At 68.5% G+C, this 26,151-nt stretch carries 26 protein-coding genes; 6 read left to right on the top strand and 20 right to left on the bottom strand.

Annotated features, from left to right (window positions below; all coding sequences use genetic code 11):
• Window positions 1-13: 13 nt before the first annotated feature.
• Window positions 14-577, bottom strand: coding sequence for a hypothetical protein (locus ACWD0J_RS10295; RefSeq protein WP_451495332.1), 564 nt, complete (start codon window positions 575-577; stop codon window positions 14-16).
• A gap of 289 nt (window positions 578-866) precedes the next feature.
• Complete coding sequence (locus tag ACWD0J_RS10290) at window positions 867-1,409, bottom strand: hypothetical protein (RefSeq protein WP_451495331.1); 543 nt, start codon at window positions 1,407-1,409, stop codon at window positions 867-869.
• Between the two features lie 672 nt (window positions 1,410-2,081).
• Here ACWD0J_RS10290 and ACWD0J_RS10285 point away from each other — a divergent pair.
• Complete coding sequence (locus tag ACWD0J_RS10285; RefSeq protein ID WP_451495330.1) at window positions 2,082-2,765, top strand: TetR family transcriptional regulator; 684 nt, start codon at window positions 2,082-2,084, stop codon at window positions 2,763-2,765.
• Window positions 2,766-3,093: 328 nt separating this feature from the next.
• On the opposite strand, the gene ACWD0J_RS10280 is transcribed toward ACWD0J_RS10285, so the two are convergent.
• The gene (locus tag ACWD0J_RS10280) at window positions 3,094-3,768 is read right to left on the bottom strand and encodes a hypothetical protein (protein ID WP_451495329.1); all 675 of its coding nucleotides are present in this window, start codon (window positions 3,766-3,768) and stop codon (window positions 3,094-3,096) included.
• A 370-nt stretch (window positions 3,769-4,138) separates the two neighbouring features.
• Between ACWD0J_RS10280 and ACWD0J_RS10275 the strand changes: the two genes are divergently transcribed.
• Complete coding sequence (locus ACWD0J_RS10275; RefSeq protein ID WP_451495328.1) at window positions 4,139-4,900, top strand: helix-turn-helix domain-containing protein; 762 nt, start codon at window positions 4,139-4,141, stop codon at window positions 4,898-4,900.
• Window positions 4,901-4,931: 31 nt separating this feature from the next.
• On the top strand, window positions 4,932-5,582 hold the full coding sequence (locus tag ACWD0J_RS10270) for a hypothetical protein (RefSeq protein WP_451495327.1): 651 nt from the start codon (window positions 4,932-4,934) through the stop codon (window positions 5,580-5,582).
• A gap of 1,038 nt (window positions 5,583-6,620) precedes the next feature.
• On the opposite strand, the gene ACWD0J_RS10265 is transcribed toward ACWD0J_RS10270, so the two are convergent.
• The 15 genes from ACWD0J_RS10265 to ACWD0J_RS10195 all read right to left on the bottom strand — a co-directional run bounded on the left by ACWD0J_RS10265 (window position 6,621) and on the right by ACWD0J_RS10195 (window position 20,685).
• Window positions 6,621-7,391: a 3-deoxy-manno-octulosonate cytidylyltransferase gene (locus ACWD0J_RS10265; protein WP_451495326.1), complete on the bottom strand. Its 771-nt coding sequence runs from the start codon at window positions 7,389-7,391 to the stop codon at window positions 6,621-6,623.
• Between the two features lie 22 nt (window positions 7,392-7,413).
• Complete coding sequence (locus ACWD0J_RS10260; protein WP_451495325.1) at window positions 7,414-7,980, bottom strand: NUDIX hydrolase; 567 nt, start codon at window positions 7,978-7,980, stop codon at window positions 7,414-7,416.
• A gap of 4 nt (window positions 7,981-7,984) precedes the next feature.
• Window positions 7,985-9,106 carry an adenosylhomocysteinase gene (locus ACWD0J_RS10255; RefSeq protein WP_451495324.1) on the bottom strand — a complete coding sequence of 374 codons (1,122 nt, stop codon included), beginning with the start codon at window positions 9,104-9,106 and terminating at the stop codon, window positions 7,985-7,987.
• Between the two features lie 26 nt (window positions 9,107-9,132).
• Window positions 9,133-10,134 carry an NAD-dependent epimerase/dehydratase family protein gene (locus tag ACWD0J_RS10250; RefSeq protein ID WP_451495323.1) on the bottom strand — a complete coding sequence of 334 codons (1,002 nt, stop codon included), beginning with the start codon at window positions 10,132-10,134 and terminating at the stop codon, window positions 9,133-9,135.
• A gap of 31 nt (window positions 10,135-10,165) precedes the next feature.
• Window positions 10,166-11,002 (bottom strand): aminoglycoside phosphotransferase, encoded by an 837-nt coding sequence (locus tag ACWD0J_RS10245; RefSeq protein ID WP_451495322.1) that lies wholly within the window; start codon window positions 11,000-11,002, stop codon window positions 10,166-10,168.
• Window positions 10,999-11,655, bottom strand: a complete 657-nt coding sequence (locus ACWD0J_RS10240) for a histidine phosphatase family protein (protein WP_451495321.1) — start codon at window positions 11,653-11,655, stop codon at window positions 10,999-11,001. Before ACWD0J_RS10240 ends, ACWD0J_RS10245 begins: the two co-directional genes overlap by 4 nt.
• Window positions 11,652-12,413, bottom strand: coding sequence for a phosphotransferase (locus ACWD0J_RS10235; protein WP_451495320.1), 762 nt, complete (start codon window positions 12,411-12,413; stop codon window positions 11,652-11,654). Before ACWD0J_RS10235 ends, ACWD0J_RS10240 begins: the two co-directional genes overlap by 4 nt.
• Window positions 12,410-13,255, bottom strand: a complete 846-nt coding sequence (locus ACWD0J_RS10230; RefSeq protein ID WP_451495319.1) for a class I SAM-dependent methyltransferase — start codon at window positions 13,253-13,255, stop codon at window positions 12,410-12,412. Before ACWD0J_RS10230 ends, ACWD0J_RS10235 begins: the two co-directional genes overlap by 4 nt.
• Before the next feature lie 31 nt (window positions 13,256-13,286).
• Complete coding sequence (locus ACWD0J_RS10225) at window positions 13,287-13,799, bottom strand: topology modulation protein (protein ID WP_451495318.1); 513 nt, start codon at window positions 13,797-13,799, stop codon at window positions 13,287-13,289.
• Between the two features lie 96 nt (window positions 13,800-13,895).
• Window positions 13,896-14,954: a glycosyltransferase family protein gene (locus tag ACWD0J_RS10220; RefSeq protein WP_451495317.1), complete on the bottom strand. Its 1,059-nt coding sequence runs from the start codon at window positions 14,952-14,954 to the stop codon at window positions 13,896-13,898.
• Window positions 14,939-16,657: a carbamoyltransferase family protein gene (locus ACWD0J_RS10215; protein WP_451495316.1), complete on the bottom strand. Its 1,719-nt coding sequence runs from the start codon at window positions 16,655-16,657 to the stop codon at window positions 14,939-14,941. The genes ACWD0J_RS10220 and ACWD0J_RS10215 overlap by 16 nt, the downstream gene beginning before the upstream one ends.
• Before the next feature lie 8 nt (window positions 16,658-16,665).
• Window positions 16,666-17,622, bottom strand: coding sequence for a thymidylate synthase (locus ACWD0J_RS10210; protein ID WP_451495315.1), 957 nt, complete (start codon window positions 17,620-17,622; stop codon window positions 16,666-16,668).
• Complete coding sequence (locus tag ACWD0J_RS10205; protein WP_451495314.1) at window positions 17,619-19,469, bottom strand: hypothetical protein; 1,851 nt, start codon at window positions 19,467-19,469, stop codon at window positions 17,619-17,621. Before ACWD0J_RS10205 ends, ACWD0J_RS10210 begins: the two co-directional genes overlap by 4 nt.
• Complete coding sequence (locus ACWD0J_RS10200; protein ID WP_451495313.1) at window positions 19,466-20,122, bottom strand: HAD family hydrolase; 657 nt, start codon at window positions 20,120-20,122, stop codon at window positions 19,466-19,468. The genes ACWD0J_RS10205 and ACWD0J_RS10200 overlap by 4 nt, the downstream gene beginning before the upstream one ends.
• A gap of 74 nt (window positions 20,123-20,196) precedes the next feature.
• Window positions 20,197-20,685: an ATP-binding protein gene (locus ACWD0J_RS10195; protein ID WP_451495312.1), complete on the bottom strand. Its 489-nt coding sequence runs from the start codon at window positions 20,683-20,685 to the stop codon at window positions 20,197-20,199.
• A 341-nt stretch (window positions 20,686-21,026) separates the two neighbouring features.
• Here ACWD0J_RS10195 and ACWD0J_RS10190 point away from each other — a divergent pair, with 341 nt between their 5' ends.
• The 3 genes from ACWD0J_RS10190 (at window position 21,027) to ACWD0J_RS10180 (ending at window position 25,201) form a co-directional block, all read left to right on the top strand.
• Window positions 21,027-22,415: a Tat pathway signal protein gene (locus ACWD0J_RS10190; protein WP_451495311.1), complete on the top strand. Its 1,389-nt coding sequence runs from the start codon at window positions 21,027-21,029 to the stop codon at window positions 22,413-22,415.
• 74 nt (window positions 22,416-22,489) lie between these two features.
• Window positions 22,490-22,975, top strand: a complete 486-nt coding sequence (locus tag ACWD0J_RS10185; RefSeq protein ID WP_451495310.1) for a TrmO family methyltransferase domain-containing protein — start codon at window positions 22,490-22,492, stop codon at window positions 22,973-22,975.
• A gap of 414 nt (window positions 22,976-23,389) precedes the next feature.
• On the top strand, window positions 23,390-25,201 hold the full coding sequence (locus tag ACWD0J_RS10180; RefSeq protein WP_451495309.1) for an acyl-CoA dehydrogenase family protein: 1,812 nt from the start codon (window positions 23,390-23,392) through the stop codon (window positions 25,199-25,201).
• Between the two features lie 56 nt (window positions 25,202-25,257).
• On the opposite strand, the gene ACWD0J_RS10175 is transcribed toward ACWD0J_RS10180, so the two are convergent.
• Complete coding sequence (locus tag ACWD0J_RS10175) at window positions 25,258-25,554, bottom strand: hypothetical protein (RefSeq protein ID WP_451495308.1); 297 nt, start codon at window positions 25,552-25,554, stop codon at window positions 25,258-25,260.
• Between the two features lie 127 nt (window positions 25,555-25,681).
• Complete coding sequence (locus ACWD0J_RS10170) at window positions 25,682-26,140, bottom strand: hypothetical protein (RefSeq protein WP_451495307.1); 459 nt, start codon at window positions 26,138-26,140, stop codon at window positions 25,682-25,684.
• Window positions 26,141-26,151: the final 11 nt, after the last annotated feature.

Raw genomic sequence — 26,151 nt, 5'->3', positions numbered from 1 at the left:
CGGAGGTTGTAGTTCAACACATGGGCGAGATCCGGTCAGTGGCACGCCAAAGCCGGCCGGCCGTCTGCTGCCGGAGCGATCCCTCACCCGCCCGGAAGGCTTCAGCTGGTGCGCTATCCGGAGATATCCGGGACTGCTCCGCGGGTGTGGCCTCAGGACCGAAGTCCTGCTCCCACCCGGGCGCGCGGTGCCATGCGGCCGACGCGATGCAGCGGAGGACCCAGCCGAGGGAACTGGCCTGGGCCGCGAACTGATCGTTGTCGGTGTGCGGGGCACGCTTGCGCTTCTCCTGCCACCGCGTGAAGGCTTCCCGGACTCCCGACGCGATGTTGCGCTCGGCGGCGCAGCCGGTCGCCGCGACCATGTCCAGGCGCGCGCGGATGAACGCTGCGAAGCGGGTGTCGCGCTCGGACTCCCAGGTGTGCTCTGCCAGCTCGGATGCGAATGGCCGCGGCTGTGAAAGGGGTGGGGGCATGGCGTTGCTTCTCCTGGCGGGCTGCTCGGGCAGTGACAGCCGCACACGCGTCATCCACAGGACCCGAGAACCGGGAGGTGCGTCTTCGTACTGCGGAAACATCTCACCCGGTACCTCTCCTCTGGCGTGCTGGCGGACATCTCTGCAAGGGACTTGGTGCTGATCTGGCCGGTCAGGCCGAAGGTCCTTTGGACGCTGCGCACGCCGTCGGTAAAGCGCAGGCCGCCGCACCTGCCGCAGCTACGGGGGCGTCGGGAGCGTTGCGCATGCGGCGGGGATTAGGGCCCGGTAAGGGCCCCGAACCGGAGTCCGGGGACCCTTGTCACGGGATGGCGCGGTGCCAAGGCGGCGCTCCTCTGCGACCGGGGCAGCTCCGGGGTGCCTCAGATGGTCAGACTCCCGGCGACGCTGCCCAGCCCCAGGACTTGTAACCTCCGCAGCACTGGTGCCAGTCCAGGGAGAGGGTGCCGTCGGCGTACCCCTTTGTGGAGTTGACCTTGTACTTAATGGTGCCGGTCTTGTAGGTTCCGTCGTTGTTGGGGTAGTCCTCCGGCGTCTTGTCGAAGTAGTACGTCTTCGCGGCCACGGTCGGGTCGGTCCCTCGGACGGACTTCTTCAGCACCAGCCGGTACTTGGCCCCGTCGAACGTGCTGTCGTTGATCACCGACGGGCCGTTCCATTTGATCGTGGCCTTGGCGTAGGCGTAGGAACCGCTGCGCGCGGCGCAGTTCTGAACGGTGAACGTCCAGTTGTCGGGCCAGGGGCCGGAGTAGTTCGCCGTGTCGATGGTTCGGGACTGCGACTTGCAGTGCCAGCTGAGCGCGGACGCCGGGGAAGCGGAGAGCAGCGTCGTCGTAGCGGCCACGGCCGCCACGGCCGCCACGGCGAGGACGTCTGAAGCGGCGCGGCGGGAGAGACGGTGAGGGTGCGTCATGGAATGGCGCACAGCAACCTCCTGCGATGAGGTGCTGGGGCGTCAGTCCAGGACGGCGTACAGATCCTGCTGTGCGCAGAAGCAGTGCGGCTATCCTGGGGCCAGGCGTGTTGCTGCACGCCTGCTGTGCACCCCAGCGGGTTCGTCGGATTTCGGGCTCTGGGTGTGGCGACTCTTCAGTCGCCGACGGTGGCCGTGTCCTGCGTCAACAGGGCGCGGCCACCTGTGCGTTATGCAGTTGTCTTCGGGCGTGACCCGGGTGGGTCGAGGCCGGGGCCAGCCGTCTCCCGCGTCAACAGAAGGCGGTGGGTCCCTGCCCTCCAGAAGGGCGTGCGCGCTGCTCGCCGACGCATCAGCGCACGTCCCGGAGTGCCCTGAACCGGGCTGTGCCTCGTGAAGGGCGCCTCGCGTCGCCTGCGCCACATCCCCTTCGGTCCCATTCGGCAGGAAAACCGGGTTAGGTGCCTGGTTCGATAGTGACTCAACCATGAGACGTGAGCGAGAATCAACGGCAGGGTGGTGGGCGCAGTGACAGTGCGACTAACGTCAAACGATCACTGACGATCAGGAGGCCTCTTGCTCACACTGGGTGATGCGCCGGTCCGAGGATGCGGCGCCAGCCTGCAAGAGCACGGCGCCGAGCAGCTCATTTGTTAGACACCAGGAGGCACGGTGGCGCGGCGGCCAGTCCAGCAGCGAAGCAGGGAGAAGTACGAGGCGATACTCCTCGCCGCTGCGGAACTGTTTGCTGAGCAGGGATTTTCCACGACCGTGGAACAGATCCTGGAGCGCGCGGGTGGGCTGAGCCGCGGATCGCTCTACCAGTTCTGGCGGGACAAGGAAGACCTCGCGCATACCGTGGTCACCGATGCCTACGTGACGGACGCGATCAGGCCCGGCAAGACCTACCTGCAAGGCGTGGTCGATGCCTCGATTCTTCTGGCTGAACTCACGGTGTACGTGCCTCTGGTCAGGGCGGCCACCCGCCTCGCCACCGAGCAGGGAAAGCCCTTCTTCGGCCACCTCTGGAAACTCTACATTCCGCTCGTTACCGACATCATTGAGGAAGCCCGTGTTCGGGGCGAGCTCCTTCCGGGGGTAGTCCCTCAGGAAGTGTCAGAGCTCTGGGTGGACTCGTGGAATGGCAGGGACGTTCGTCACCGGGAGGACTACCACGAGTTGCCGCAGGCGATCGCTCGGCTGAACAAGCAGGTCGTGCGGGGGATCGCCACGCCGGAGACACTGATGGACCTGGACCTCACCGTCGAGCGTGCCCAGATACTGATCCCCGACTCCCGGCAGGCCGAGGCCTACTACAAAGCCCGCCGACATGCCGAGGCAGGGGCGACGGCCTGAGGCACCAGGGGGGCGCGGCCTATGACCGCAGTCCCTCTGTCTGGCTGCGCTGATGCAGCGCAGCCAGACAGGGATCTTCTCGTAGCCGTTGGAGATGAAGGAGTGCGGCTGCACCAGCCGCGCGGGGTGGACGGCCAGGCGCGAGTCGGGAATCCTCTCCAACCAGCGGGCGACCGCGATGCCCACCTCGCGGCGGGCCAGCAGGTCCCCGGGGCAGAAGTGCGGGCAGTGACCGAACGAGAGATGCTTGCGGCGGGTCTCACGCCGCACATCGAACGCCAGCGGCGCGGTGTGCTGGTCCGGGCTATGCCGACGGCCGCTATGTGAATCACGATTCGCTCACCCTTGCAGGTGGACGAGCAGCGTGCCGGATGGCGTGCATCGTGGTCTCGGTACTCGCGATCACGACCAGCATCAGCTCATCCAGCAGTTCCTCGTCGGTCAGCAGATCCTCCTCGGCACAGGCCGCACGGATCAGATCACTCACCAGGTCGTCGCGCAGTTCTGCGCGCCGGGTGGCCGCCAGCTGCTGGAGCAGAGACAGCACCGTGTCCATGGAGCGCTGCATGTCCTGGGGGCTCGCCGTGGTGCCAAAAAGCCCCGTAACTGCCTCGCCGAACGTCGCCATGAGATCAGCCGGCAGGCCCAGCAAATGCGTGATGACCTGCTGCGGAATGCGCAGCGCGAATGTCGGCACCAGATCGACGATGCCGGCGGGCGTGGCCGCCAGGTCTTCCAGGGCATCGTCGACGATGGTCTCGATCACCGGCTTCATCTCCCTGACCCGGCGCGGTATGAGCGCAGCCTGGACCGGGGCACGCAGCCGCGTGCGCCTCGCCCTTGGCGTCGAGCGAATTGCGGGGCCGGCCCACTGCCGGAGCAGTCCGTCGGCGGCGACCGGGCCTTCACGGAGTCCAGGCCAGTGGTCGGCGTTGCGGCTCACGGTGTCACCCGACGAAATGCGCTGGACCAGGCCGTGGTCGACGACGATGCGGGCCTGCACGCCGCCCGGGCAGTTCGCCCACGGACGCGGCCCCATACTGCTGCAGAATGCGGCCCTCGGCCGCGTTGCTCGGTGAGGGGCACGGGACGCCGAACTCTCGAAGTCGGCGACAGCAAGTAACGGGGCAAGGAGTCGGTTTTCACCACGAGTAAACACCGCCCCAGCCGTGGCATATGTCGGAAGGTATTGCATATGCGTGACCTGACGGCTGCGCAACGTGAGACTTTGACCATCAACCCTGTTCCAAACCGGGTGAGTCACATGGTTTGATTCCCTCCATCGTTCAGGCCGACCACCCGGATGACAACGTCCGCATTTCCGTGCGCAGCATCACTGCGGATGCTGTCGACAGCTCACAGGGGGAGAAGAGTTGGGACGCCCAACCCGCGAATACCAGCGGCTGCTGCGGCGCTACCGCGAGATGCGGACGCGGAAGGAGATCGGGCTCCCTCCCTTATCCCGCCGAAGGGGCGGCCCGCGACCCCAGGGCTTGCGGCAGGTCGACGTTGACCTCAAGCTCAACGGCGGCGCCGGCACCTATCAGAGAGTCGAGTCCGGCACCTTCCGGCCCACCCAGGACCTGTTCCTGGAAATCGCCGATGTACTCAAGCTCAGCTCTCCCCACCTGCGGATCGCCCACCTGGACCTGTACCGCTCCGAACCGGTGCTACCGGTGGAGAAGCCCTCACCGCGATGGAGCCAGGTGCTCGACGGGCAGCACGAGATGGCCTGTGCGCTGACCCCGGACGGCCGCCTGGTCGCCTCGAACCACGCCTTCTCACAGATGTTCGCGCATGGCGGCCCGCCGACAAACCTGTGGCGCTGGGCCCTGTGGTCCGAGGACGCCCAGGACGTCCTCCTCGACTGGGATAAGCGCTGGGTCCCCCACCTTATAACCGAACTCAAGCTGGCTCACTACCGCTACCCCCGCGACAAAACGGTACGGAAGCTCTTCACGGCGCTCATCCGGGATCCCCGCCTGCACCACGTCACCGAGTCACTCGTCGGCCTCGAAGACGAGGCGTTCCCTCTCCGGCATCCGACGCAGGGGCCCGGGACAGCGCGATTCATGGCGGCACACACCCCGGGCGGACTGGGCATCTGGACCGTCCTCTTCGAGACCGACACCTGACACTATCCCGCACTGGCAATGGAGGAGACCGATGAACGTGGTCGTGCCCGACGACCCGGTATTCCTGGCCAAGTTCAACGAGATCGAAAGACCCCTCCTGCACGAGTTATGCGCCTACTACCTGCCCGAACTCCCTGCCGCGCAGGCAGACCTCATAAAGGCGGCCTACGACTGCTGGGACGAGATCCACCGGCGCCTGCCCCCCGTGCTCAAGTGGCAGGCGCTTCCCCCAGACGGCGCGCCACCCGCGCAGGGAGGGTACGAACTCCACGATCCACTGGGCAGGCGGCTGACGTGCCTCTACGTCGTCAAAGTGAGCGTCCGTCAGCTGGACGTGCTCCGCTCCTGCCACGACACACTGACCTGGGCAGAAGAGACCGCCGACGCCACGCTGGCCGACGTTCTCTCAGGCCTTCAGCGTGCCCCAGAAAACCAGGGTAAGCACCTGCTTGACAGCTTCCGCCGGGTCCTGGAGGTGATGGAGCTCAGGGCTGCACCCATCTTGGTGGCCTCCCTCGAACGTGTCACACCCGCCGGGCCGGAGGCTCCGGTCGTAGCCATGACCCTCGACGCCGACCAGTACACCGCCTACCGGGAACTGTGCGACCAGATCGTGTACGCACTGAGCACGGGCGACGACGAATTCACCTACCAGTCACACCGCATGCTCTACGCCTCGTGAACTGGAAAGCAACGCGATGGTTGAGCACTCGAGGTGGAGGCACACCATGGCGCCGGCTGTCTGTGGCCCGAGCGAGGGAACGCTGTCCGCGATTACCTGCAGCCCACTCAGCAGCTGGTACGGGCCGCTCAACAGGCGAACCTCACCGCCGTCAGGGGCCACAAGTGCTCGTCTTATGACGGGCGAGAGCCGAACGGCAGCATCTCCCATTCCGCCTCTGGGCATACGCTGAGGCCAGCGAAACGGGGACTGCATGGATCAGCGCGGAATAGGTGAAGCCGGTACCGACTCCACCCAGTGGCCGGCCCGCGAGGTTGACCAGAGCCGAGTTCTCGCCCAGATGGGTGTCTTCATTGACGATCTTAGCGGTCAGGCCGGTGCTCGTTGAGGAGGGCGTCCTGGGCAGTGTCAGAGCGCAGCTCTGCGCCCGCGTTCCCGTCGAGCAGCAGCCAGGAGAAGACTCGCGCGGCGTTCCAGCGCTGGAGGGCGGAACCCTGCCCGCGCGCTGTGCACGGCAGTCGCCCCACTGGAAGAACGGACAAGTATCAGCAGCGGGAGCAGGGCGAGATGGAGGATTCTGCACACCAGCGGTGCCGATGAGCCCGAGAGCCCCATGGACGACCTGCCCGAGGATCATTCGAACATAGAACCCGTGGTCGTTGGCACGGTGCACCTCGCTGTGCTCGACGGCCTCCAGCTGTATGTGTGCGATGACTCAGAAACCCTATTTGAGTGCGGTACAGATCTTGGGCGTGACGAGTGCCTGGGCCACCGAGACGGCGGCTTTCAGTAGAGCTTGGGCGCACGCGATCGGGCGTGGACCCGTGGGCAAATAGGTATTGGAGGACCTCCTACCGATGCGGTTACTCGAAGGCAGCCATGGCGGCTGAGACCAGCTGGTAGACAACGGTCGTGAGGGTGGACGCGCGGTCCGTCTGCCGTTCGGCCCGGATGCCCACCAATCGACCGGTGGCCGGCGCGCCGATATCGGGTGCGCCTGTGACGCTTGGGTTCAAGGAGCAAAGGGGACCCGGCCAGTCATCGGACCGGCTGGGAGCGAAGGAGCATGCTGGCCCTCGCGAGGTCCTCCGGTGTGTCGACCGCGAGACCGTCGTCTATGACAGGGAGCATCTGTACGCCGTGGCCGTGTTCGACGAAGCGCAGCATCTCCACGCCCTCGGTACGCTCTAATGGCCCTTGCGGGAGGTGCTGGAACAAGCTGAGTGCTGTTCTGGTGAAGCCGTAGAGACCGAGCTGACGCAGGTATCTTGGACGGTCCCCGCGCGGGTAGGGGATCGGCTGCCGGGAGAACATCAGGGCGTTGTGCTGTGTATCGACGATGACCTTGACGACGTTGTGGTCCAGGACGGCACCGATGTCCTGCAGCTCCGTGTACGCGTTCACTGCGAGGGTTCCGGGAGTCAGGTGCTCCAGGGTTTCGGAGACGGCGTCGATCGCGGCGGGCGATATGAACGGCTCGTCGCCCTGGACGTTGATGTACGAGTCGGCGGGGAGGTTCTCCGCGCACTCCGCGACCCGGTCGGTGCCGGTGAGGTGTTCTCCGGTGCGCACGCACTCGATGCCCAGTTCGTGGCACGCCTCCTCGATGCGCTCGTCATCGGTGGCGACGACCACGCCGTCGAGGCGCTTCGCCTCCAGGCAGCGCTGGTGGACGTGCCACAGCAGCGGCTTGCCCCCGAGCTGCGCTAAGGGCTTCCCCGGAAACCGGGAGGCTCCCCAGCGGCAGGGGATGACGGCAATATGGCGGCGGAGCGCTGTGTTTTCTGGTGCGGCTGTGGTGGCGGCCACGGCGGACTCCCATCGGTAAGTGTCAGGAATGAGTGGGGCGGGGGAGGAGGGCCAGCTTGGCGCGGACGGTGGGCGAGGCGGAGTCTTCGAACGACCGCCACTCGTAGCCGCTGACCTCTTCGGCCTGGAGCGTCACCTTGTGTTGGGCTCGGAGGAGGAGGGCCCAGCGGAAGTCCACGTGCTGGTGCGCCGGCTCGCCCTTCGCGGGGTTGGCGACAACGCCGTGTACGTCGATGTCCAGGGGCACGGTCTCGAATCCCGGGAGGGGAACGACGACGTCCCGAGGGATGCCGGTCTCCTCGAAGAGCTCGCGCAGGGCGGCACCGGGAAGGTTCTGGTCGCCCTGCTCGTTGTGACCGCCGGGCGCGAGGGCCTTGCCCGACGCGTTGTGCTGGATGTGCAACACCTGGCTGCTGCCGTCGATGACGATAGCGCTGCAGGTAACGTGCATGGGAAACGTCTTGCGGCTGGTCAGGTCGTCCTCGGCGGCGAGAGCGTCGAAGAACGCAGCCAGGGCATCGCGCTCAGACGGGTAGCGAGTGAGGTACGCCTCGACGGTGGCGCGGATGTGGTCGGGAGACGGCGGCATGGGATCACCTGTCGAAGTAGTCAAACCAGATCCTGGCGATGGCCTGGCGATCGCGTGCGGGCATGTCGTGGAGGCCGGGCTGGAAGCGGCCCTCGCTGAGAGCTGCGGTGGCGGCGAGTATCTCGGCTTGGACGAGATGGATGTACGTGCCGACGGCTGCCCCGTGCACGAAGTTGACGGCGCCGCCGTCGGCGAGGACGTAGAAGTAGTGACCGGTGATCTCGTATCGCGTCATGTGGTCGCTGACCGGAGTGCGCTGGTACAGCCCGCGGAGGCTGCCGAGTTCGAGTTCGTCCTCCGAGGACGTCACCGAGGCGAGGTACGCCCCGTTGCGCAGGGCCGCGAAGTCGCCGTGTCGGAGTGCGAGGTTGCCGGTGGCGCACAGGACGAGGTCCACGTGCTGGAGTGCCTCGGCCGTAGACCTGCTCGTACGGAAGCCCTGGGAGTGTGCCTGCACTCTCTGGACCGGATCGGTGTCGTGCACGGTAACGCGCAGGTCCTGGGCACGTAGCGTCTGAGCGATGGCTCGGCCGACCTTGCCGAACCCGATGACGCAGGCGGTTGTGCTGGTCAGGATGTCGCCGCGGGCACGTACCAGCGCGTCGGTCGAGAAGACGATGGACCGGCCCACGAGATGGTCCTCGCAGTCCTTCAGCGGGGAGCGGGCCACCGAGACGACGGGACAGGGCAGGTGGTCGAGTGCCGCGTACCTCTGGTGTCCGTTCTCCGTGTCCTCGACGACGCCGAGGACACGGCCGGAGAACTTCTCCACCAGCGTGTCGAGACACGGTGCGAAGTAGCCGCCGATGTCCACCAGGACGACGTTCCGGCCGCCGGCCGTGTCCTCCAGGTACTCCAAGGCCCTGGTCGAGTCGGCGAACAGCCCACGGCTGAGGTCATGGACGGTGAAGGCGCGTCGGATTTGCTCCAGGGTCGGCTGATCGACGGACCTGGGCTTGGGCAGGACGGCAGCGACCGTGGACGTCGCGGCCATCGCGCGGAGGAACGCTGGCCGCTCGGGGAGCAGGTGCGTGATGACCAGTGTGGTGACGTGGTCATCGGCGGGGAACTGTGTCGTGATCTGTCGGAAGAAGGCGTCCAGTCGCGCCTTCTCGGGACTCTCCATTTGAACTCCTCTTCTTGTGCTGCTGGTTATGCCGCGCGGCCGTAGGCGGCGGACGCTGCGGCCAGCGCCTGCATCTGGGCCCGCATGCCGTTGTGGAGGTCGATCTGGGGCTGCCAGCCGAGAACTTCGTGGGCGCGACAGGGGTTGGCTCGTGTGGTGAGGACGTCGCCGCTGCGCGGGTTCTCCTGGTGAACCTCGATCTCGCGCCCGGCGAGGCTGTTTGCGATGTTGATCACTGCGAGCAGGGAGGCGCTCGAACCGCCCCCCACGTTGATCACCCCGCTGGCCGTCGGGATGGTGGCCGCGGCGATGGTGGCGGCCACCGCGTCGTCGATGTAGGTGAAGTCCCGGCGCTGGTGACCGTCCCCGTACAGGTGCAGCGGTTGGCCGGTCAGGGCGGCTGTGAGGGCGCGGTGCGTGAGCATGTCGGGTCGCTGCCGGGGGCCGTAGACGGTGAAGTACCGCAGGGCGACGACGCTGGTGGGGCAGTGAGCCTGGGCGGAGTGCGCGAGGCACAGCTGCTCCTCGGCGAGTTTCGTGACCGCGTACGGGGATGCCGGCTGGGGCCGGTCGGTCTCGACGCTTGCGCCACCGTCGGTGGGGCCGTAGACGCTGGAGGAGGAGGCCACCACGAGCCGGGGAACGCCCATCCGGGTGACGGCGTCCATGACGCGGTGGGTCGCGAGGACGTTGGCGGCGACGTACTCGCTGAACTTCGGTCCCCAGGAGGGGCGCACTCCGGGGATGCCCGCCAGGTGGAAGACGGCGTTCGCGTCGACGAGAAGGGGCTCGATCGCGCAGCTGAGGAGGTCGGCGGTGACGTGCATGTACCCCGGGAGCTCTTGCAGGACGGCGAGGTTGGCTGCGGCCGTGGGGTCGGTGGCCGGGTCGCGCCGGTCGACGCCGACGACGACGGCGCCGGCCTTGACGAGGGCGTGCACGAGGTGGGAGCCGATGAAGCCGGCGGCGCCGGTCACCACGGCGCGGCGGGGGACGGCGGTGGTCAGGTGGGAGGGTTGCTGTGACACGGAGTCTCCAGGAATCGGGGGGAGGTGTGGCTTAGGCGAGGCGGGCCAGAAGGGTCCGGCCGTGGGTGCTGAGGGCGAGTTCGTCCTGCTCGTGCCCGCGGACCAGGGCTGTGACGGCCTCTATCGCGCCGAAGGACTCCAGCAGCCGCTGCTCGGTGTCGTTCACTGGTTGTCCGTAACCGGCGAAGAACGCCGCCCGGAGGTTCGGGGCGGCCTGCCAGCGGCGGAACTCGAGCCGGGCGAAGTCGCGGATGCGGGCGTCGCGGCGCATGTGCTCGAAGTCGCACACCCCAAAGGCGTCCCCGAGGAGCCAGTTGCGCGGTTGGTAGTCGAGGTGGCATACCGCGCTGTCCATGAGCGTGTTCGCCAGGACGTCCGCGTGGTGGCTCAGGCGGTCGCGTTCGACCGTGGAGATGAGGCCCGCTCGGTCTGCGCGGGCGATCCAGTCGCGCAGCCGCTGGGCGAGTTCCGTGCCGACGGCGCCGGTACGAGGTACCGAGGTGGCGTGGTGCAGTTTGCCCAGCACACGCCCGGCCTCGTAGTGGGTCTGCTCCTCCTCGGACGACCCCGGCGCGACCGTATCCGCGCGTACGCCGGGAACAGCGGCGAGCAGCAGGGTGCACGTGCTGTCCTGCCGGCCCACCACGCGGGGGACGTGGCCGATCAGGTGGGCTCCCCAGGCGAGATAAGCGTGCAGCTCGCGGATGTACCGGTCGCGTTCACTGTGCTGCTTGGCGAAGAACTCGTTGCCGTCGGCGTTGATCAGGCGCAGGACGCGGGGCGGGAGCATCGGATCATGCACGATTCGGACCGCTCCGAGCGCGCCGCGAGCCAGGTTCAGGCGGGGGTCGTCGGACAACGTGATCACGAGGCAGCCTCCTGTCCTAAGGCGGCCAGGTGCTCGGTGTCATTGTGGCGGTCGAGCATCCACCGTCTCTGCCCGAGCCGGTTGAGGTGGTGCTGCCAGCGGGTGATGCAGCCGTGGGAGATCGTGAATCCGGCCGGGGAACCGAGCGGAATTCCCAGGAGCAGGGTGTGGGTGACGATCACGGTCTCGCCGTGGGCGGCGAACAGGACACGTTCGCCTTCGTGCTGGTCGATGAGTTCCCGCAGGAAGCAGCTGGCTCGCTCCAGGTAGCCGTTCCAGGTGTCGGATCCAGCAGCCCAGGGCTTGTCGGGGTGGGCGTGCGGCCCGCCATCGGCGGTCGTTTTCACCTCGGTCCAGGGCTGGCCGTCGGCGGCGCCATGGACGGGACCGTCGAGTCGGCCGTCTGTGGACAAGGGGAGATGGAGGACCTGGCTGATGATCTCGGCGGTCTGACGCAGGCGGATGCGGGGGCCGGCGTACAACCTGTCGAACGGCTTGTCGCGGTGCTCGGTGCCGAGGCGGAGCGCGACTTGCTTGACTTGTGCGTATCCGCGGTTGGTCAGCCCGGTACAGGTGCGGGGGCCGCCGACCAGGCCATCGACGTTGCACTGGGCCTCGCCGTGCCGGACGAAAACGAGCTCGGTAGTGATCATGCGGAACCTCGTGGGCAGGGCCGGGGTGCCCAGCTGCAGCGGTAGCCATTGCGCCCGGCGTAGGGAGCGGTCAGGACGGCGTGCAGGGCGAGGAAGTCGTCGAGCCGCTCGCGATCCGTAGTGCCGAGCCAGGGGTCGTGGCGCTCGACGGCCTCGTTGTAGGCGCGTAGGGCGGAGTCGACGGCTGGGGTCGGCAGAGGCCCGTACGTCAGACAGAGCGTCGCGATCAGTTTCGCCAGGTCATACGCCATCGGGGCGAGCGTGAGGTCGTCGGTGTCGACGGTGTGGATGTCGCCGGCCTCAGTGATGATGAAGTTCCGGGGGTTGCTGTCCTTGTAGAAGGCCGTCGGCCCCACGGCGGTCTTCTCCAGCAGCGTCAGCATCGCGTGGAGGGCGACCCGGCCCGGTAGGTACCCCTGCTCCAGCCTTCTTCGGAGGGCGGTCTGCCGGGGACCGACGTAGTCGCCGAACGCGATGCCGTCCCGGAAATGGTGCGCCGTGTTCAGAGAGGCCGGCCGGAGGTCGGTGGCCCACGCGGCTCCGTGGGCGTCGCCCAGCAGCCCCGCCAGGGTCAGCAGATCCTCGGTCCCGGCCGGGCGGCCGTCGATCCACTCGTACGTCAGGCTCGTCGGCCCAACCGCGGTCAGCGCTGGCAGCCGCAGCGCCCGTGCATGCTCGGCGAGCCAGGCGTGGTGACGGGCTGCCGAGGCCACATGGCGGGAGGTCTCGTAGTGCTTGGTGAACTGGCGAACGCTCACGGCCGTCCTCCCCCTGACTGGGCCACGACGAAGGTGACGAGCGACTTGGTGGTAAGGGGCTGGTCCGGCAGGAACTCGTGCAGGGCCGCCGCGAGCGCGCCCGCATTGCCGTACAGGCCGGGGGCGACGTTGTACTTCGGGTTGGTGGCCAGGTATTCGGCCACGTGGTCGTGGCCGTCGAAGGTGAAGCTGTGCTCCTCGTGTTCCACGGCGAGTACGTCGAGCGACACGGCGGCCAGATCGGCGAGGTTGCCGCTGTGCGCCGAGATGTACAGGCTCTCGTGCTGCGCGGCTTGCTGGTCGAGGCCGGTGGCAGCGACCAGCTGGTCCATCTCGCGGTAGCTGTCGAGCCCTTTCGCGACGAGCAGGGCCAGACCCCCGGGAGCGAGCGCCCGGTCGATCTCCGCGACCACTGCTTGCGGCCGTGGAGAGTGGTACAGACAGAACGCGGCGACGACGACGTCGCACGCCCCGGCGGGCACGGGGAGATGGTGAAAGTCGCCCTGGAGGAAGCTCACGGGGAGGCCGGGCAACCGCTGGGCACGCTTGCGAGCTTGCTCGATCAGGACCGGCGCGGCGTCGAGGCCGACGACGCGCTGGGGCCGGAGGTCCTGGGCGACGGTCAGGCTGCTCGTGCCGCGACCGCAGCCGAGGTCCAAAGCCAGGCCGAGACGGTCCGGACGCTCGTGGTGGTTGCGTACCAGCCTGACGATCGTGTCTGGTACGGGGTGCCCAGAGGTCTTCGCCCGCATCAGGGCGTTAGACCGGCCGGCCAGCCGAGAGGCATGCCCGTACAGCTCCGCCTGGTGCGCGGGGTCCAGGAAGGGGTTGGTGTCGCTCATGCCGCGCCCTCCCCTCGGCGGCGCGGAGCGCTCAGCTGTGCTCGGCGGCGACCTTCCGCAGCCAGCGGCGCGTCTGCCGCCGGTCGGACAGCAGCACCACGTCGGCACGGCCCGAGGCGAATTCCTCGATCTTCGCCATGACACGCGGGCGCATCTTGCGGCGGTACGTCGCCACGTACTTGATCACGCCCCAGTGGAGGCGGTTGTGCACCCCGTTGCCCTTGTGCCCGGCCCCGTGCCGGATCTGCCGAAAGAAGATCCCGTACAGCGCGGCCACGGTCGAGACATCCATCAGGACCACCGTGTCGCATGCTTCGAGCCGGATCTGCAGCGTCGAGTTGTAGTTCCCGTCGATCACCCACTTCGGCTGCGCGACCAGGTCCCGCTGCAGGGCGGCGAACTTCTCCATGGGCAGCGCGTTCCACTCGTCGTCGTAGAACGCGGCGTCCAGGTGCGTGACCGGGGCGTCGAGAATCCTGCCCAGCTCGCGTGTCAGGTACGACTTGCCGCTGCCTCCGCAGCCGACGATGGCGACCTTCTTCATGGTGCTCCAGCGTAGAGGTGCTCGGGTGTCCGGTTGGACCGGCCGTTCGGACACGTTCTAGTGATCCAGCCGCGATGGCCTGGGAAGTCAGCTGCATCATGCCGCTCCCCGCGTGACGGGGCTGGCGGCCGTGTCCAGGATGGCTTCCAGCGCGTTGATCTGCCGGCTCAGGCGGAACAGGTCCAGGCGGTCCAGGCAGGCCGCGATCAGGTCCGCATGCTGCTGGGTGCCGGCGATCCGCTGGAAGTGGGTCAGCCGCTCGATCGCCTCGCTACCGGAGCTGACGATCAGCTCCTTGGGCACGAAGCGTTCGACGTGCACGATGTCGGCAGGAGCGAGCGGGAGGCAGCCGGCGAGCACGGCCTCGAAGATGCGCTGCGTCATCTGCCCGACGGCGGCGTACCGCTCAGGCAGCATGAGCACGGTCGCCAGGGACCTCCCGTACACGGCGTGGACCGCCTCGAAGGGCAGCCGGCCGAGGAACCGTACGTGCGGCCAGCGGCTGGTCCTGGGCCACTTGCCCCCGACCAGGTGGTCGAAGCGCGCGGCGGCCGGCGCGAAGAAGCGGTCGAAGTGCTCGTCGCGGTCGTACTGGTTGCCGACGTACCCGAGGGCGAGGTCTCGGGGGTTCTTGGCGAGCGCGACCGGATCCGTCTCGGCGAGCAGACGGTCGTCGACGGGGAAGAGGAGCCGGTGGGTGCCGGGCGTCGGTTCGAGGGCGGCCTCGCACACGGCCCCCTGGGGGACACGCCGCCACACGTTGTCGGGCCGGAGCTGGCGGTCCTTGTCCCAGATCACGGTCGGCGTCATCCGCCGCACGGTGTACAGGGTGACCAGTTCGGCTTGGCGGTGCAGGTCGCAGGTGTGACCCTCAGTGCCGCACGGGGTGGTGTTGCGCCCGTCGATCGCCCAGCGCCATTCCAGGAACAGGACGTCGACGTTCGGGCTGCCGCTGTGGAACGTGTAGGCGCTGCCCAGGTCGTCGCCGGCCTCGATCAGGTCGCGGTTGGCCTGCAGGAAGACGATCTCGTGGCCGCGGCCGAGGAGGGCATCGATCAAGGGGCGGCGGTGGCTGCGGCCCCCGTCCGGGGTGTCGGTGATCCCGTTGCCGAGGAATCCCCAGAAGCTGTATCCGATCTTCACTTGGTGATCCACCGGCCTTCCAGCAGGAGAGCGTCCAGTCCGGAGTCGGCCAGGCAGTCCAGGGCCATCTCCGGGGTCCCGCAGATCGGCTTGCCCTTGACGTTGAGTGAGGTGTTGATCAGGACCGGCACCCCGGTGCGGCGGCCAAAGGCGCTGAGCACGTCGTGCATGAACGCGTTCTGCGACCGGGTGACGGTCTGAAGTCGCGAGGTGCCGTTGGCGTGCACGATGGCCGGCACGCGCTCGCGCGCCTTTTCGGTGACGCCGGACGCCATCGACATGTACGGCGCCTCCTGGTCGAGGGTGAAGAACTCCGCGGCGCGTTCGGCAAGGACCATGGGGGCGAAGGGCCGGAACGACTCCCGGAACTTCACGGTGGCGTTCAGCCGCTCGACGACGCCCGGCTCCAGCGGGGAGGCGAGGATCGAGCGGTTCCCCAAGGCGCGGGGGCCAGCCTCGACCCGGCCCTGGAAGAGCCCGACGATCACGCCGTGCGCGAGCTGGTCGGCGAGGAACTCGGCGGTCTCGACGCCCAGCGTCTTCTGCTGGAGCTCGGGCCATGGCGTGAGGTCGAGGACCCGGTCCTGGTACGACGGGCCGAGGTAGCAGGCTCGGGCGACGCCGGACACGGGCCGCCGACTGCGGCTGGTGGTGTGCACGGCGATGGCGGCCCCGATCGCGGTGCCGGCGTCGCCAGGGGCCGGCGGGACGAAGACCTCGTCGAAGGTGCCGTCGCCGATGATCCGGCCGATGCTCACGCAGTTCGTGGCGACTCCACCGCCGACACACAGACGGCGCGATCCGGTGATCATCCGTGCCCGGCGGGCCAGGTGCAGCATCACCTGTTCGGTGCGCTCCTGGAGCGCGGCGGCCAGATCCCGGTGGACGTCCTGGAGCGGCTCGCTCGGGTGACGCTCGGGGCACGTCTCGGCGATGAAGCGACGGGAAGTCCGCGGAGAGCCTGAGGTCAGCACGCGCGGCGGGAAGTGCGCCGGGTCGACCACGAATCCCGTGGGCCTGGTGCGCACAGCTCGGGCGAAAAGGTGCCGGAAGCGCTCCGGGTCGCCGAGGGCGGCGAGCGCCATCACGGTGCCCTCCTCGTCACCACGACGCCACCCGAGGTGCTCGGTGACCGCTCCGTAGACGTAGCCCAGCGAGGCGGGGTCGTTGATCGCCTCGAGGGTGTGGGCGGAGGGATGGAGAGCGTCGTGCCCGCGGGCGATGGTCGTGGTCTGCCGCTCGCCGAGGCTGTCGACGACGAGCACAGCAGACTCGTTCCACCCGGAGGCGGCGAAGGCCGCCAGCTGGTGGGCGCGGTGGTGCAGGACGGGGGAGACACGGGCGGCGGGGAATCGCCGGCCGACGGTGCGGATGCGCAGGTGAGTGCGCAGCGCCACCTTGGCGAAGCCCCGCGCCCTCGGCAGAGCGCGGTCGCGCGTCATCGGCGACAGCGCCAGGCGCAGGGCGGCCGGAAACTCGGCGAGGTAGCGGGCGGGCTGGAAGTTGTAGGCGACGGCGTCGACGTGGGCGGCGGTGAGCCCGGCCTCTCCCAGCAGCCACTCGACGGCGCGGCGGGGGTAGTCCTTGGTGTGCTTCTGCTGGGAGAGCCGCTCCTCCTCGACGAAGCCGATCAGCTCCCCGTCCACCACAAGAGCGGCGGAGGAGTCGTGCGTGTACGAGCACAGGCCGAGGATCACCGAGGGCGCACGGTCCATGGCGGCCATCACCGGGTTCCCGCCGTCTCGCGCGCGGTGGAGGTGCGGGTACGGCGATTTAACTCGCTGTACCAGGCGATCAGCGACTCGCCTAGCGGTCCGTCGATCTCTTCGGCCACCCGCCACGCCTGTTCACGCAGGCCGTCCTTCCACAGCCGGTAGCTGCGCAGTGTCTCGGCCATCGTGTCCCAGCCCGGGTGGCCGGTCATGTCCCGGGCCTCTACCTGGTCGAGGAGGCCATCGAAGCTTCGCCACGGTGTGGTGAGGTCTGGCATGACCGTGCTTGCGGTGACCGATGTCAGCTCTTCGGCCTGGTCGAGGTGGTTCTCGTAGATGTGCAGCGATCCCACGTGGTGGCGGAACTCGCCCAGCTCGGCGCCGACCCAGCCCGCGACCAGCTCGTGCAGCACGGTGTAGAAGAACAGGTCGTACGGCATGCCGATCCACACGTCCTGACCACGCATGGTGGTCGACATGTGCAGGCGGCCGACACGCAGGTAGAAGCGGAAGCCCAGCGTGCAGGGCACGTCCTTGTGCCCGGCGGCGTCCTGGGCCGGGTCGTAAAGCTGGATCAGAGCCCGGCGAGAGTCGCGGTCCTCCTTGAGGATCTCGACGACGCGGCTCAGCTGGTCCACGTTCCCGGCCCACTTCCGCATCCTCGGGCCGTACGCGCCCCGCAGGACACCGTCGTCGGCGTACTGTCGCAGGCGCGTGTTGTAGTCGAAAATCCACGAGGCGTCCGAGCCGGAGAGGTGCCACACGGTCTCCGCCACGGCGAACGCGGGGTTGATGACGCGCGCCGGCGGCGCGTACAGCAGGCGGGCCCGTGGCTGAGTCAGCCGCATGTGGACGTCGAGGACCTCGCGGGTCGCCATGCCGCGAGGGCTGACGCTCTCGCCGCTCTTGGCCAGGGCGACAGCGCCGACGAAGAGTTCGGCGACGCTGTCGGCGGTCAGGTGTGTCATCGGGCAGAAGCTCCTTCACCCTGCGGCCGTCCGGAGTCGGCGCCGCGGGCATCGTGATGGACATGGTGGGAGTGCAGGACATCGCCGTCGGCGCGCCGGGTGATGAGGCGTGCGACCTGGGCGGCGCTGTCGCCGCGCCACCGGCACACCGGGTCCATCGCCGCCCGGTCGGCGGGCGGGCGCGGATCGCTCAGTGCGACGAGGGCGTCGGCCACCTCGTCGGCGGTGCTGCACCGCCGCGCGAGGCCGTGGTCGGAGAGTCCGAGCGTGCGCTCGTCGGGCGAGCCGAGTTCGAGCACCGGGACCCCGAGCAGCGCGGCTTCGATGCCGCACGTCGAATAGGCGCTTGCCAGGGCGTCGGCGCCGGCGAGGCAGCCGCGAGCGCCGACTCGGGGATCAGCCACGGCCACGAGAGGCCGGCCGTCCCGTTGGAGCACGGGGGCGAAGACGTCGACGCTCTGTGCCGGGTGCGGCGCGATGACGAGTCCCCAGTCTCCGGTCTTCCACAGACCGTCCAGGAGGAGGTCGGCATGGGCCTTGAGCCGGTCGGGTCCGAAGGGTTGGCAGGCCCACACCGCGATACGGGCAGGGCCTCGCCGTGGGCTGGGTGACAGCAGATCCTCCAGGTAGCGCCGCTGGGCTTCGCGGCTGCAGCCTGCGAGCGCGTCGAAGCGGGGCTGGCCCAGGACGTGGACTTCGGCCGCAGGGTGGCACACCCACGCCTTCGCGAGAGGGAGATCCCGTTCACCCATGACGACGATGTCGCGGCTGTGAAGCGCAGGCCATGCGACCGACTCCGCCGTCCAGGCCCCGTGCTGGACATGCACGGTGTTCGCGCCATGGCGCTCTGCCACATGTACAGCCAGTGCACCCAGAGGGCTGGTGTCGTTGCTGACCAGAACGGTGTGCGGCCGGGCTGCGGTGAGGATGCCGTCCAGCCACGTCTCCGCCCGGACCACGGATCGCCACGAGGGCAGGGTGCACCCGCCGCTCGTCTCCAGTAGTACGGACACGAGACGGACCAGCCGGTCCAGTCGAACCTCGTGCTCGTCGACCCGAACGACGCGGCCGTCGTCCCGCAGCATCAGACCGTCCACGGTGCCGGTGAGGTCGAAGAGACCGGTCGGCGGCCAGCACAGGTTCACCCCCGCGACTTCCGAAGCCGGGCACCGCTCCGCCGGGTCGGTCGCCAGGTCCACCACGAGGCTCGGGTGTCCGTCCCTGGCCAGCTCCTCCAGCACCGGCAGCAGAGTGGCCGCGTGACGGGAGGACCACGACAGCGCCACCACCTCACTCAGCGGCAGCTCCGAAGGAACCGGGCCCGGCACCGCTGCGGCCGCCAGGAGAGGAGGGAGGTTGCGTAACTGCGCGGAGCGGAGGGGGTTATGAGGGGCTGCGGCACCGAGCAGATAGGCGATGCCCGACCAGGTGACGGTGTACGCCCGGTACTCACGGGAGCTGCTCGACCGCAGCCCGACGAGTCCTTCGTACGGCACGAGCCTCAGCGGACCTGGGGCCTTCGTGAACGGCTCCCAGGCGCTGAGCGCCACCAGCTTGCGTACGACCTGCGCCACCAAGCGCCGCGCCGGCACGTGCTGGACGTACAACCAACCCGCGCCGCCCGGCGTCCTCGCGAGGTCAGCGCCGTACACTTCGAGGGCGTCCATCACCTGGTCGACCCGTGCTTCCGCTTCCCCCGGGTCGAATGGCCGAGCCTCCAATTCGGACGTAGCTATCCGGTCGGATTTCGTGGTCGCGAGCGCGCCCTTGCCGACCAGCGCCCACAAGGGCTTGTCATCGGACTCGACCTGGCCGATGCCGAGGGCGCTGCGCTTGGGCGGCGTCATACCAGGCTCCCTTCGAGGAGCGGCCCGGTGTCTACGAGCCGCAGCAGGTCCTTCGGTGATTCGGCGACGAAGAAGGGCGGGGAGCTCGGGGTGCCGTAGCCCCAGCCCGCGTGCACGTACGAGACGCCGGCACGGCGGGCCGCCTCCTGGTCGACTGCCATGTCCCCGACGTACAGCGCGTCGGCCGGGTCGGCACCGAGGTCGATCAGGGCGAGCATGATCGGGTCTGGTGCGGGTTTGCCCCGCCCCACCCCGTTCGGAGTGCGCACCGTGGCGAACGGGACGCCGAGCTGGGCCAGCAGAGGAGTGGCTCGGTCCAACGGCTTGGACGTGACGATCCCCATCCGCCAATCAGCAGCGGCGAAGGTGTGCAGGACCTCCGCAACGCCGTCGAACTGTCGGGCGAGATGGGAGGTGTCCGTCGACGCCTTCGAGTAGGTCTGGTGGATCGGCTCGGCGTCAGCGAGCCCGAGCTGCTCCATGATGTCGGCGAAGGGCCGACCCAGGTGGCGCTCGTACTCCTCGAACGGCACGTGGAGACTGTGGTGTTCACGGACCTGGCGCCACGCGCATTCCATGACAGGGCGGGTGTCGACGAGCACGCCGTCCAGGTCGAGCAGCAGCACACGTACGGCTTCGGTGTCGAAGCCCACCCTCGTTCCGCCGGACGGCGGCATGGGTGAGGGCGTAAGCCGGGATGGCATCACGGGTCTCCAAGGGGAGGTGGTCAGGAGGTGATGGGCGACTCGGGGCGCCTCACGAGGGCGATCACCCTCTTGCCCCGTCCGTCTTCCTTGGGGCAGGCAGTCCAGACGTCAGCCATCGCCGACACGAGGTGCAGCCCCCGTCCGCTGGTGGCGTAGAGCGAGGCAATCTGAGGCACCGGGGACTCCGAGGAGTCGTCTTCGACCTCGATCCCCACAACGCCAGCCTGAAGGGCGAGCGTCAGCGTGATCTCATCGACGGGCTCGCAGTCCGTCCTGGGCGGAAGGACCGGGACGGCGTCGTGAGTTCGGCCATGCCGCTCGGCGTTGGTGGTGAGCTCGCTGACGATCAGCACGGCTTGGTCCAGAAGGTCTTCCACCCCCCACGCTGTCAGCGCCTCACGGGTGAAGGACCGTGCTCTGCCCGGCGCCCTGTCATTGGCGGCGAGCGTCAGGCTCTTCTGGTGTTCAGGAGCGCTGATGACGCTGCCCAGGCTTTCGATTCGGTCCATGCTCCCCTCTCACAACTGGTGCTTGAGCCCACGGAGGACTCGATCGGCGGTTTTGTCGGAGTGGTCGAAGCAGCGGAGGTTGTGCGCGAGCAAGGCCACTGTCGGGGAGGGTCGAAGTGCCGCACGTCGGACGTCGGGGCGGGTGCGCACCCGTCGCCCGAACCGGTTCGGGCATCGGCGCCAGACGTGTGGCTGGTCTTCACCGGTTTCCTCCCGGACAAAGGCAGTTGGTGGTTTCGTTGACCACGAGCGAACCGTGGATCACATCGCCGCGGTATCTCCGGGCGGCTCCCGGGGCCGTCAAACCCGTCAAAGATTTTTCTGGTGAACCGAGGTAGACGATGGCGCGCGAGCGGAACGTGAAGCTGGCCAACGCGATCGCGGAAGCAGACTGGTCGCAGCCAAAGGTGGCGGCTGCCTTCGTGAGGGTCGCGGCCGAGGTAGGAGCGCAAGAACTGCTGGGCACCAGCCGCTCGCACATCGCCATGTGGGTGGCGGGAACACAGCCCTCGGGCAGGGCCCCCCTTATCTTGTGCGAGACGTTGTCCCGGCGGCTCCACCGCCCCATCACTCCTGCTGAGATCGGGCTCTCGGTGCCGGACACGGGTGCAGTCACGGCTTCGGAGTGGAACGTCGATACGCTGACTGCGCTGGTAGACCTTGGGAGAAGCGACGTGGACCTCGAACGCCGCCGAGTGTTGGCCGGCGCCGCCTACTCGGTGGGCGGCTTGGTCCTGCCCGGACAGCAGTGGTGGGACGAGGCTCCCCAGCGGGCGCAGTCCCGCTCCGCCGCGACGAGCCGCAGAGTCGGGGTCGCTGAAGTCAGTGCCGTCCGTGAGATGACGGAGTTTTTCTCTCGGAGAGACCAGCGCCACGGCGGCATGGACGGCCGTACGGCGCTCTACCAGTACCTCGTCGACGACGTCGCCAAGTACATCGGCGGGGTGTTCGCCGGTGAGGACACTCGTCGTGCCCTTCTCGCCGCTGCCGCCGAGGCGGTGTACGTCGCCGGTTGGATGAGCTTCGACGCCTCCCACCACGAGTCCGCGCGGCGCTACTTCACGCTGGCCCTGAAGCTCGCGGCGGAAGCGGACGACGCTCCGCTCGCTGGCCATATCCTGCGGGCGATGGCTCACCAGGCGACGGACCTCGGCCACCCACGGTTTGCCGTCGAACTCGCCACGGCCTCCGTGGCGCGCAAGCGGTACACCCTGGCGGCCCCCCGCGAGCGGGCGCTGCTCGGAGTGGTGCAGGCACGCAGCCTGGCCGCCGACGGGCAAAAGCGTGCCGCGATCACAACACTTCTCCGGGCCGAGGACGACCTCGCTGCGGCGGACGTCGGCGACGAGGATCCGAGTCGGGTGTGGTTCTTCCAGCGGGCTTCCCTGGCCCATGAGACCGCCCGCACCCTGTGGACGCTCGGCGATCTCGACGGAGCGCTCCGAGAATTCAACAACAGCGTGCTGACCAGGAAGGCCGACACCTTCAGCCGGACCCACGCGGTGACCTTGGGCTACATGGGCACTGTGCAGGCCCGCAAGGGGAACGTGGAGGCCGCGTGCCACACGTGGGCACAGGCCCTGGACGCGATGGAAGGCGTGCAGTCGGGCAGAACTCGCGAGGCAGCCGTGAACATGCGCCGAGTGCTGTCCCCCTTCCACAATCGGGGAATCAGCGTGGCGGCGGAGATCGACGAGCGCGCCAAGGCCGTACTCGAACGAGTAGCCTGAGGCGCCATGGTGGTGAAGGCGGCCATGCTGTGGTTAACCGCCTTGCCGTGCCGCGAGCGGAGAAGGGGGAACCCGTGTCCACAAAGTCCATCGAGGTGCCGGTGATCGCCGAGGTGGTCGGAGGCCACAAGGGGCGGCTCGACGACTTCAAGGGCGGTGTGGAGTCGATCATTCGGCTGCGTCCGGAGTACCCGGAGGAGACGCTGCAGGGGATCGAGGAGTTCTCCCATCTCCAGGTCACCTGGTTCTTCAACTTCGGTTCCCCCGAGGACATCGCCCTCCACGCGCGCAGCCCGCGGGACAACCCGGACTGGCCGGCGACGGGAACCTTCGTGCACCACAACCACCGGCGTCCGGCCCGCCTCGCGACCTCGTTCCCCAGGCTGCTCCGCGTCGACGGACGGGACCTGCACGTTACCGACCTCGACGCCGACGACGGCACCCTGGTGGTGGACCTGGTGGCGGTCTTCGAAGAGTTCCTGCCGCGCGGCACAGTCACCCAGCCTGCGTGGCCCAGCGAGATGCTGAAGGACTACTGGCGGGACGCCGCCGAACGCTGACTCGGGGCATCCTCCGGAACCCAGACTGGCGGCTCGACGGGACGCAGCCGTCTGAGCGCGCGCCGGCGACCTCTGTCGCGCAGGGGCGTACGGGGAAGCACTCGTCACCCGGTGCCTCCGGCGGCGAGGGTCGGCGCGCCTGCACCTGGCGGAGCCGACTACCCATTGCGGACAGCAAAGGATGGGCGCCGGCTTCGGTCAGCTGACTGCGCCGGTCGGCCCCTATGGCCTTGTGCCGCAGGTACGACGGGGTAGGAAGTACGACCCCACAGGACACCCGGGCAGGCAAACACGCCGTCTGTGGCACGCGGCCTAGATGTCCCGCAGTGCGGGTATCTTCCACCATCTGCGGCGTTCAATCGTGTCGATGATCATGATGTGGCGAGTGCTGTCTTCAAGCTACGTTGCACCACTGTGATCGACTCCCAACTCCCCGCCGTGTCCGTCCCGTTCACCGACACTGAGCTTCAGCGGCTGCTTTTCGAGGCGCCGGCTGAGATCCATGAGCCGTGGCAGCGGTTGTTCAGCTCCGATTTATTCGCCTACCAGGAAGGGCTGAGCCACCGGGAGCGTATAGAGCTTTCCTACCAGCGGCTGCGCCTGGTGAACGCGGCCATACCCGACGCCCGTGCCCTGGCCTGTGATGCGGCTGCCCTGAGCGCGGTGCACGAGTGGGCGGGGGCGGCGGATGCCAGCATGGCGACCATCCTGAGTATCCACTACAACCTCTTCCTCGGCTCCCTCGTGGACCACGACCACGAGGACCGGGACTTCGGGCCCTGGCTGCGGATGGAACGTATCGGCACGTTCCTGACCACCGAACTCGCCCACGGCAACGACGCCCCGCAACTGGAGACCACCGCGGTCCTCGACCGAGCTACCGGCGAGTTCGTCCTCACCACCCCCACACCGCAAGCCTGCAAATGGATGCCCAACACCAGCACGACCGGCGGCCCGAAAGACGCTCTGGTGGCCGCGCGCCTGCTGATCGACGGAACCGACCACGGAGTCTTCCTGTTCCTGACCCCGCTCACCGACACGCAGGGGCATCACCTGCCGGGGGTCGAGGTGCGGCGGCTGCCCGAGACAGCGAGCAGCCCGGTCGACCACTGCGCCACGTACTTCCACGGCATCCGGCTGCCACGCACGGCTCTGCTCCAGGGCGCGCACGGACGCCTGACCCCTGACGGTGAACTCGTCTCGAACCTGGGCAGCGCCCGTAAACGCTTCCTGAAGTCCATCAGCCGCGTCACCATGGGCAAGATCTGTATGAGCGCCTACAGCCTGGGAACGATGCGGCACGCCCTGGCCATCGCCGTCCCGTACGCGCACCAGCGCGTCACCTCGGGCATGACCAGCGGGCAGCGCGTGCCCCTGTTCGCGCACCGCACCCACCACGCCCCGCTCCTCGAGGCGATAGCCACGACCTACGCCGCCACCCTGCTGCACCGCGGCGTCGTACGGCGCTGGGCACAGGCATCCGAGGAGGAGCGCGAGGACACCGAGCGGCTGATGGCCATCGCGAAGGGCTGGATCACCTGGCAGGCGCGGTCGGTGATGACCCAGTGCCGCGAACGCTGCGGAGCACAGGGCCTGATCCTGGCCAACGGCATCTCCGGACAGCTCGCGGCCAATGAAGGCACCGTCACCGCCGAGGGCGACAACACCGTCATCTGGATCAAAGCCGCAGGCGAAATGCTGCTGGGCGGCTTCACCCCCCAACCCCCGAGCGATGTGCCCCCCGCAGCCCGGACCCTGCATGACCCGCAGCACCTGGGCGACCTCCTGGCCGACCTGGAGCGCATACGGCACAGCCGTGCCCGCACCCGGCTGCGCACCCGGCACGCCGGCTCCCCCCTTAACCGGTGGAACGGCGCCTCAGGAGCTGCCCTCGCGCTGGTCGACGCCCACGCCCACAAGCTGGCTGCTGGTGCGGTGTTGGAGACGGCCGGGCGGGCCGCCTCCCCGCAGGCACGCCGTCTCCTGCAGGAGTTGCATGATTTGTTCGTCCTGCGCTACGTGTCCGCGCACAGCGGGGAACTGCTGGCCCACGGCCGGTTGACTGCCGAGCAGGTCCAGCAGCTTCCCGACGCTGTGGAGGCCGCCGTCGCCGCACTCGTCCCGCACGCCCTGACCCTCATCGACGCCTTCGCTGTGCCCGAGGAGATGACGGTGCGTAACCCCCTGCTGCGCGCCGGTCTTGTTGGCGGCGCGGTGCCGGTGTAGCCGGGCCGGCTGCGCCGCGGGACGGGCGAACACGATCTCGGCCTGGCGCCCGAAGGTCAGTTCGCCTTCTGTGTCCCGGCGGCGTGGGCGCCGTCCTGGTCCTCGATGACCCGGCTGCTCAAAGCGGCGGAGACCGGGCTGATGTCGAGAATCCGGGGAGGAGCGAGCGTCGCGCCCACCCGATGCGCGAGATCGGAGGAGCCGATGCTGGTGCCGGGCTGTGATGCTGTGGCATGCGGCTGGGCGCTTGGGGAGGGACTGGCGGTTTCCTGCTGGCCGGCGGCTGTCATCAGGGCTGCCGTCAGGGTGGCCAGGGCGGAGAGTGTGGTGAGGCGGGATCGGATCGGGTGCATGGGCACGCGCCTCACCTGGAGATCGGGATGTGGGTGGTGTCGAACAGCGGCAGCTGGAAGCCGACCGTGCTGGTCGTTGCCGGGGGTGCGGGGAACTGCATGAAGACGGGCACGCTCTCACCGGCTTTCAGGTGGACAGACCGGTCGTGGTGAGGGGGCGCCCGCTGGTGTCCCGCAGCACGTAGTAGCGCTTGCCGCCGGTGAAGTCCGCGATGGTTGCCCCGGCCAGCGACGCACCGGTCCGGGCAACCTCGGGTTCGTTGCCGCGCAGGGCGGCGGGAACGACGTTCGTGGTGGAGGCGTGGTTCTTCAGATCACCGCGCACGGTGAGATAGCCCGCAGGGTCCCGCTCTGCTGACGTGATCACCAGCGACAGTCCCTTCAGTCCCTGCAGCTCAGCCAGCGGCGCGCCTGACGGGCCGGGCTGCTGGCGTGGTGAGGGGCCGCCGGATTCCGGGCTGGCGGTCAGGGCGCGATCCTGCTGGGGGTTGTCGTGCGAGCAGCCGGCCAGGGCGAAGGCCAGCACGGCGGTGACCGTCGAGGCGGCCAGGCGCCTGGCGAGGGGTGCAGTGGTCCGTGTGGTCATGGAAGGACGTC

The sequence above is a fragment of the Streptomyces sp. NPDC003011 genome (assembly GCF_053591515.1).
This window is presented reverse-complemented; position numbering and strand designations above follow the sequence as displayed.

What these genes read in the sequence shown, in the direction of transcription:
- ACWD0J_RS10295 (WP_451495332.1), bottom strand. Translation starts at nt 577, where the DNA reads ATGTTTCCGCAGTACGAAGACGCACCTCCCGGTTCTCGGGTCCTGTGG.
- ACWD0J_RS10260 (WP_451495325.1), bottom strand. Translation starts at nt 7,980, where the DNA reads ATGCCGCCGTCTCCCGACCACATCCGCGCCACCGTCGAGGCGTACCTC.
- ACWD0J_RS10175 (WP_451495308.1), bottom strand. Translation starts at nt 25,554, where the DNA reads ATGCACCCGATCCGATCCCGCCTCACCACACTCTCCGCCCTGGCCACC.
- ACWD0J_RS10170 (WP_451495307.1), bottom strand. Translation starts at nt 26,140, where the DNA reads ATGACCACACGGACCACTGCACCCCTCGCCAGGCGCCTGGCCGCCTCG.
- ACWD0J_RS10190 (WP_451495311.1), top strand. Translation starts at nt 21,027, where the DNA reads ATGGCGCGCGAGCGGAACGTGAAGCTGGCCAACGCGATCGCGGAAGCA.
- ACWD0J_RS10290 (WP_451495331.1), bottom strand. Translation starts at nt 1,409, where the DNA reads ATGACGCACCCTCACCGTCTCTCCCGCCGCGCCGCTTCAGACGTCCTC.
- ACWD0J_RS10270 (WP_451495327.1), top strand. Translation starts at nt 4,932, where the DNA reads ATGAACGTGGTCGTGCCCGACGACCCGGTATTCCTGGCCAAGTTCAAC.
- ACWD0J_RS10195 (WP_451495312.1), bottom strand. Translation starts at nt 20,685, where the DNA reads ATGGACCGAATCGAAAGCCTGGGCAGCGTCATCAGCGCTCCTGAACAC.
- ACWD0J_RS10215 (WP_451495316.1), bottom strand. Translation starts at nt 16,657, where the DNA reads ATGGACCGTGCGCCCTCGGTGATCCTCGGCCTGTGCTCGTACACGCAC.
- ACWD0J_RS10205 (WP_451495314.1), bottom strand. Translation starts at nt 19,469, where the DNA reads ATGACGCCGCCCAAGCGCAGCGCCCTCGGCATCGGCCAGGTCGAGTCC.
- ACWD0J_RS10225 (WP_451495318.1), bottom strand. Translation starts at nt 13,799, where the DNA reads ATGAAGAAGGTCGCCATCGTCGGCTGCGGAGGCAGCGGCAAGTCGTAC.
- ACWD0J_RS10210 (WP_451495315.1), bottom strand. Translation starts at nt 17,622, where the DNA reads ATGACACACCTGACCGCCGACAGCGTCGCCGAACTCTTCGTCGGCGCT.
- ACWD0J_RS10240 (WP_451495321.1), bottom strand. Translation starts at nt 11,655, where the DNA reads ATGATCACTACCGAGCTCGTTTTCGTCCGGCACGGCGAGGCCCAGTGC.
- ACWD0J_RS10255 (WP_451495324.1), bottom strand. Translation starts at nt 9,106, where the DNA reads ATGGAGAGTCCCGAGAAGGCGCGACTGGACGCCTTCTTCCGACAGATC.
- ACWD0J_RS10230 (WP_451495319.1), bottom strand. Translation starts at nt 13,255, where the DNA reads ATGAGCGACACCAACCCCTTCCTGGACCCCGCGCACCAGGCGGAGCTG.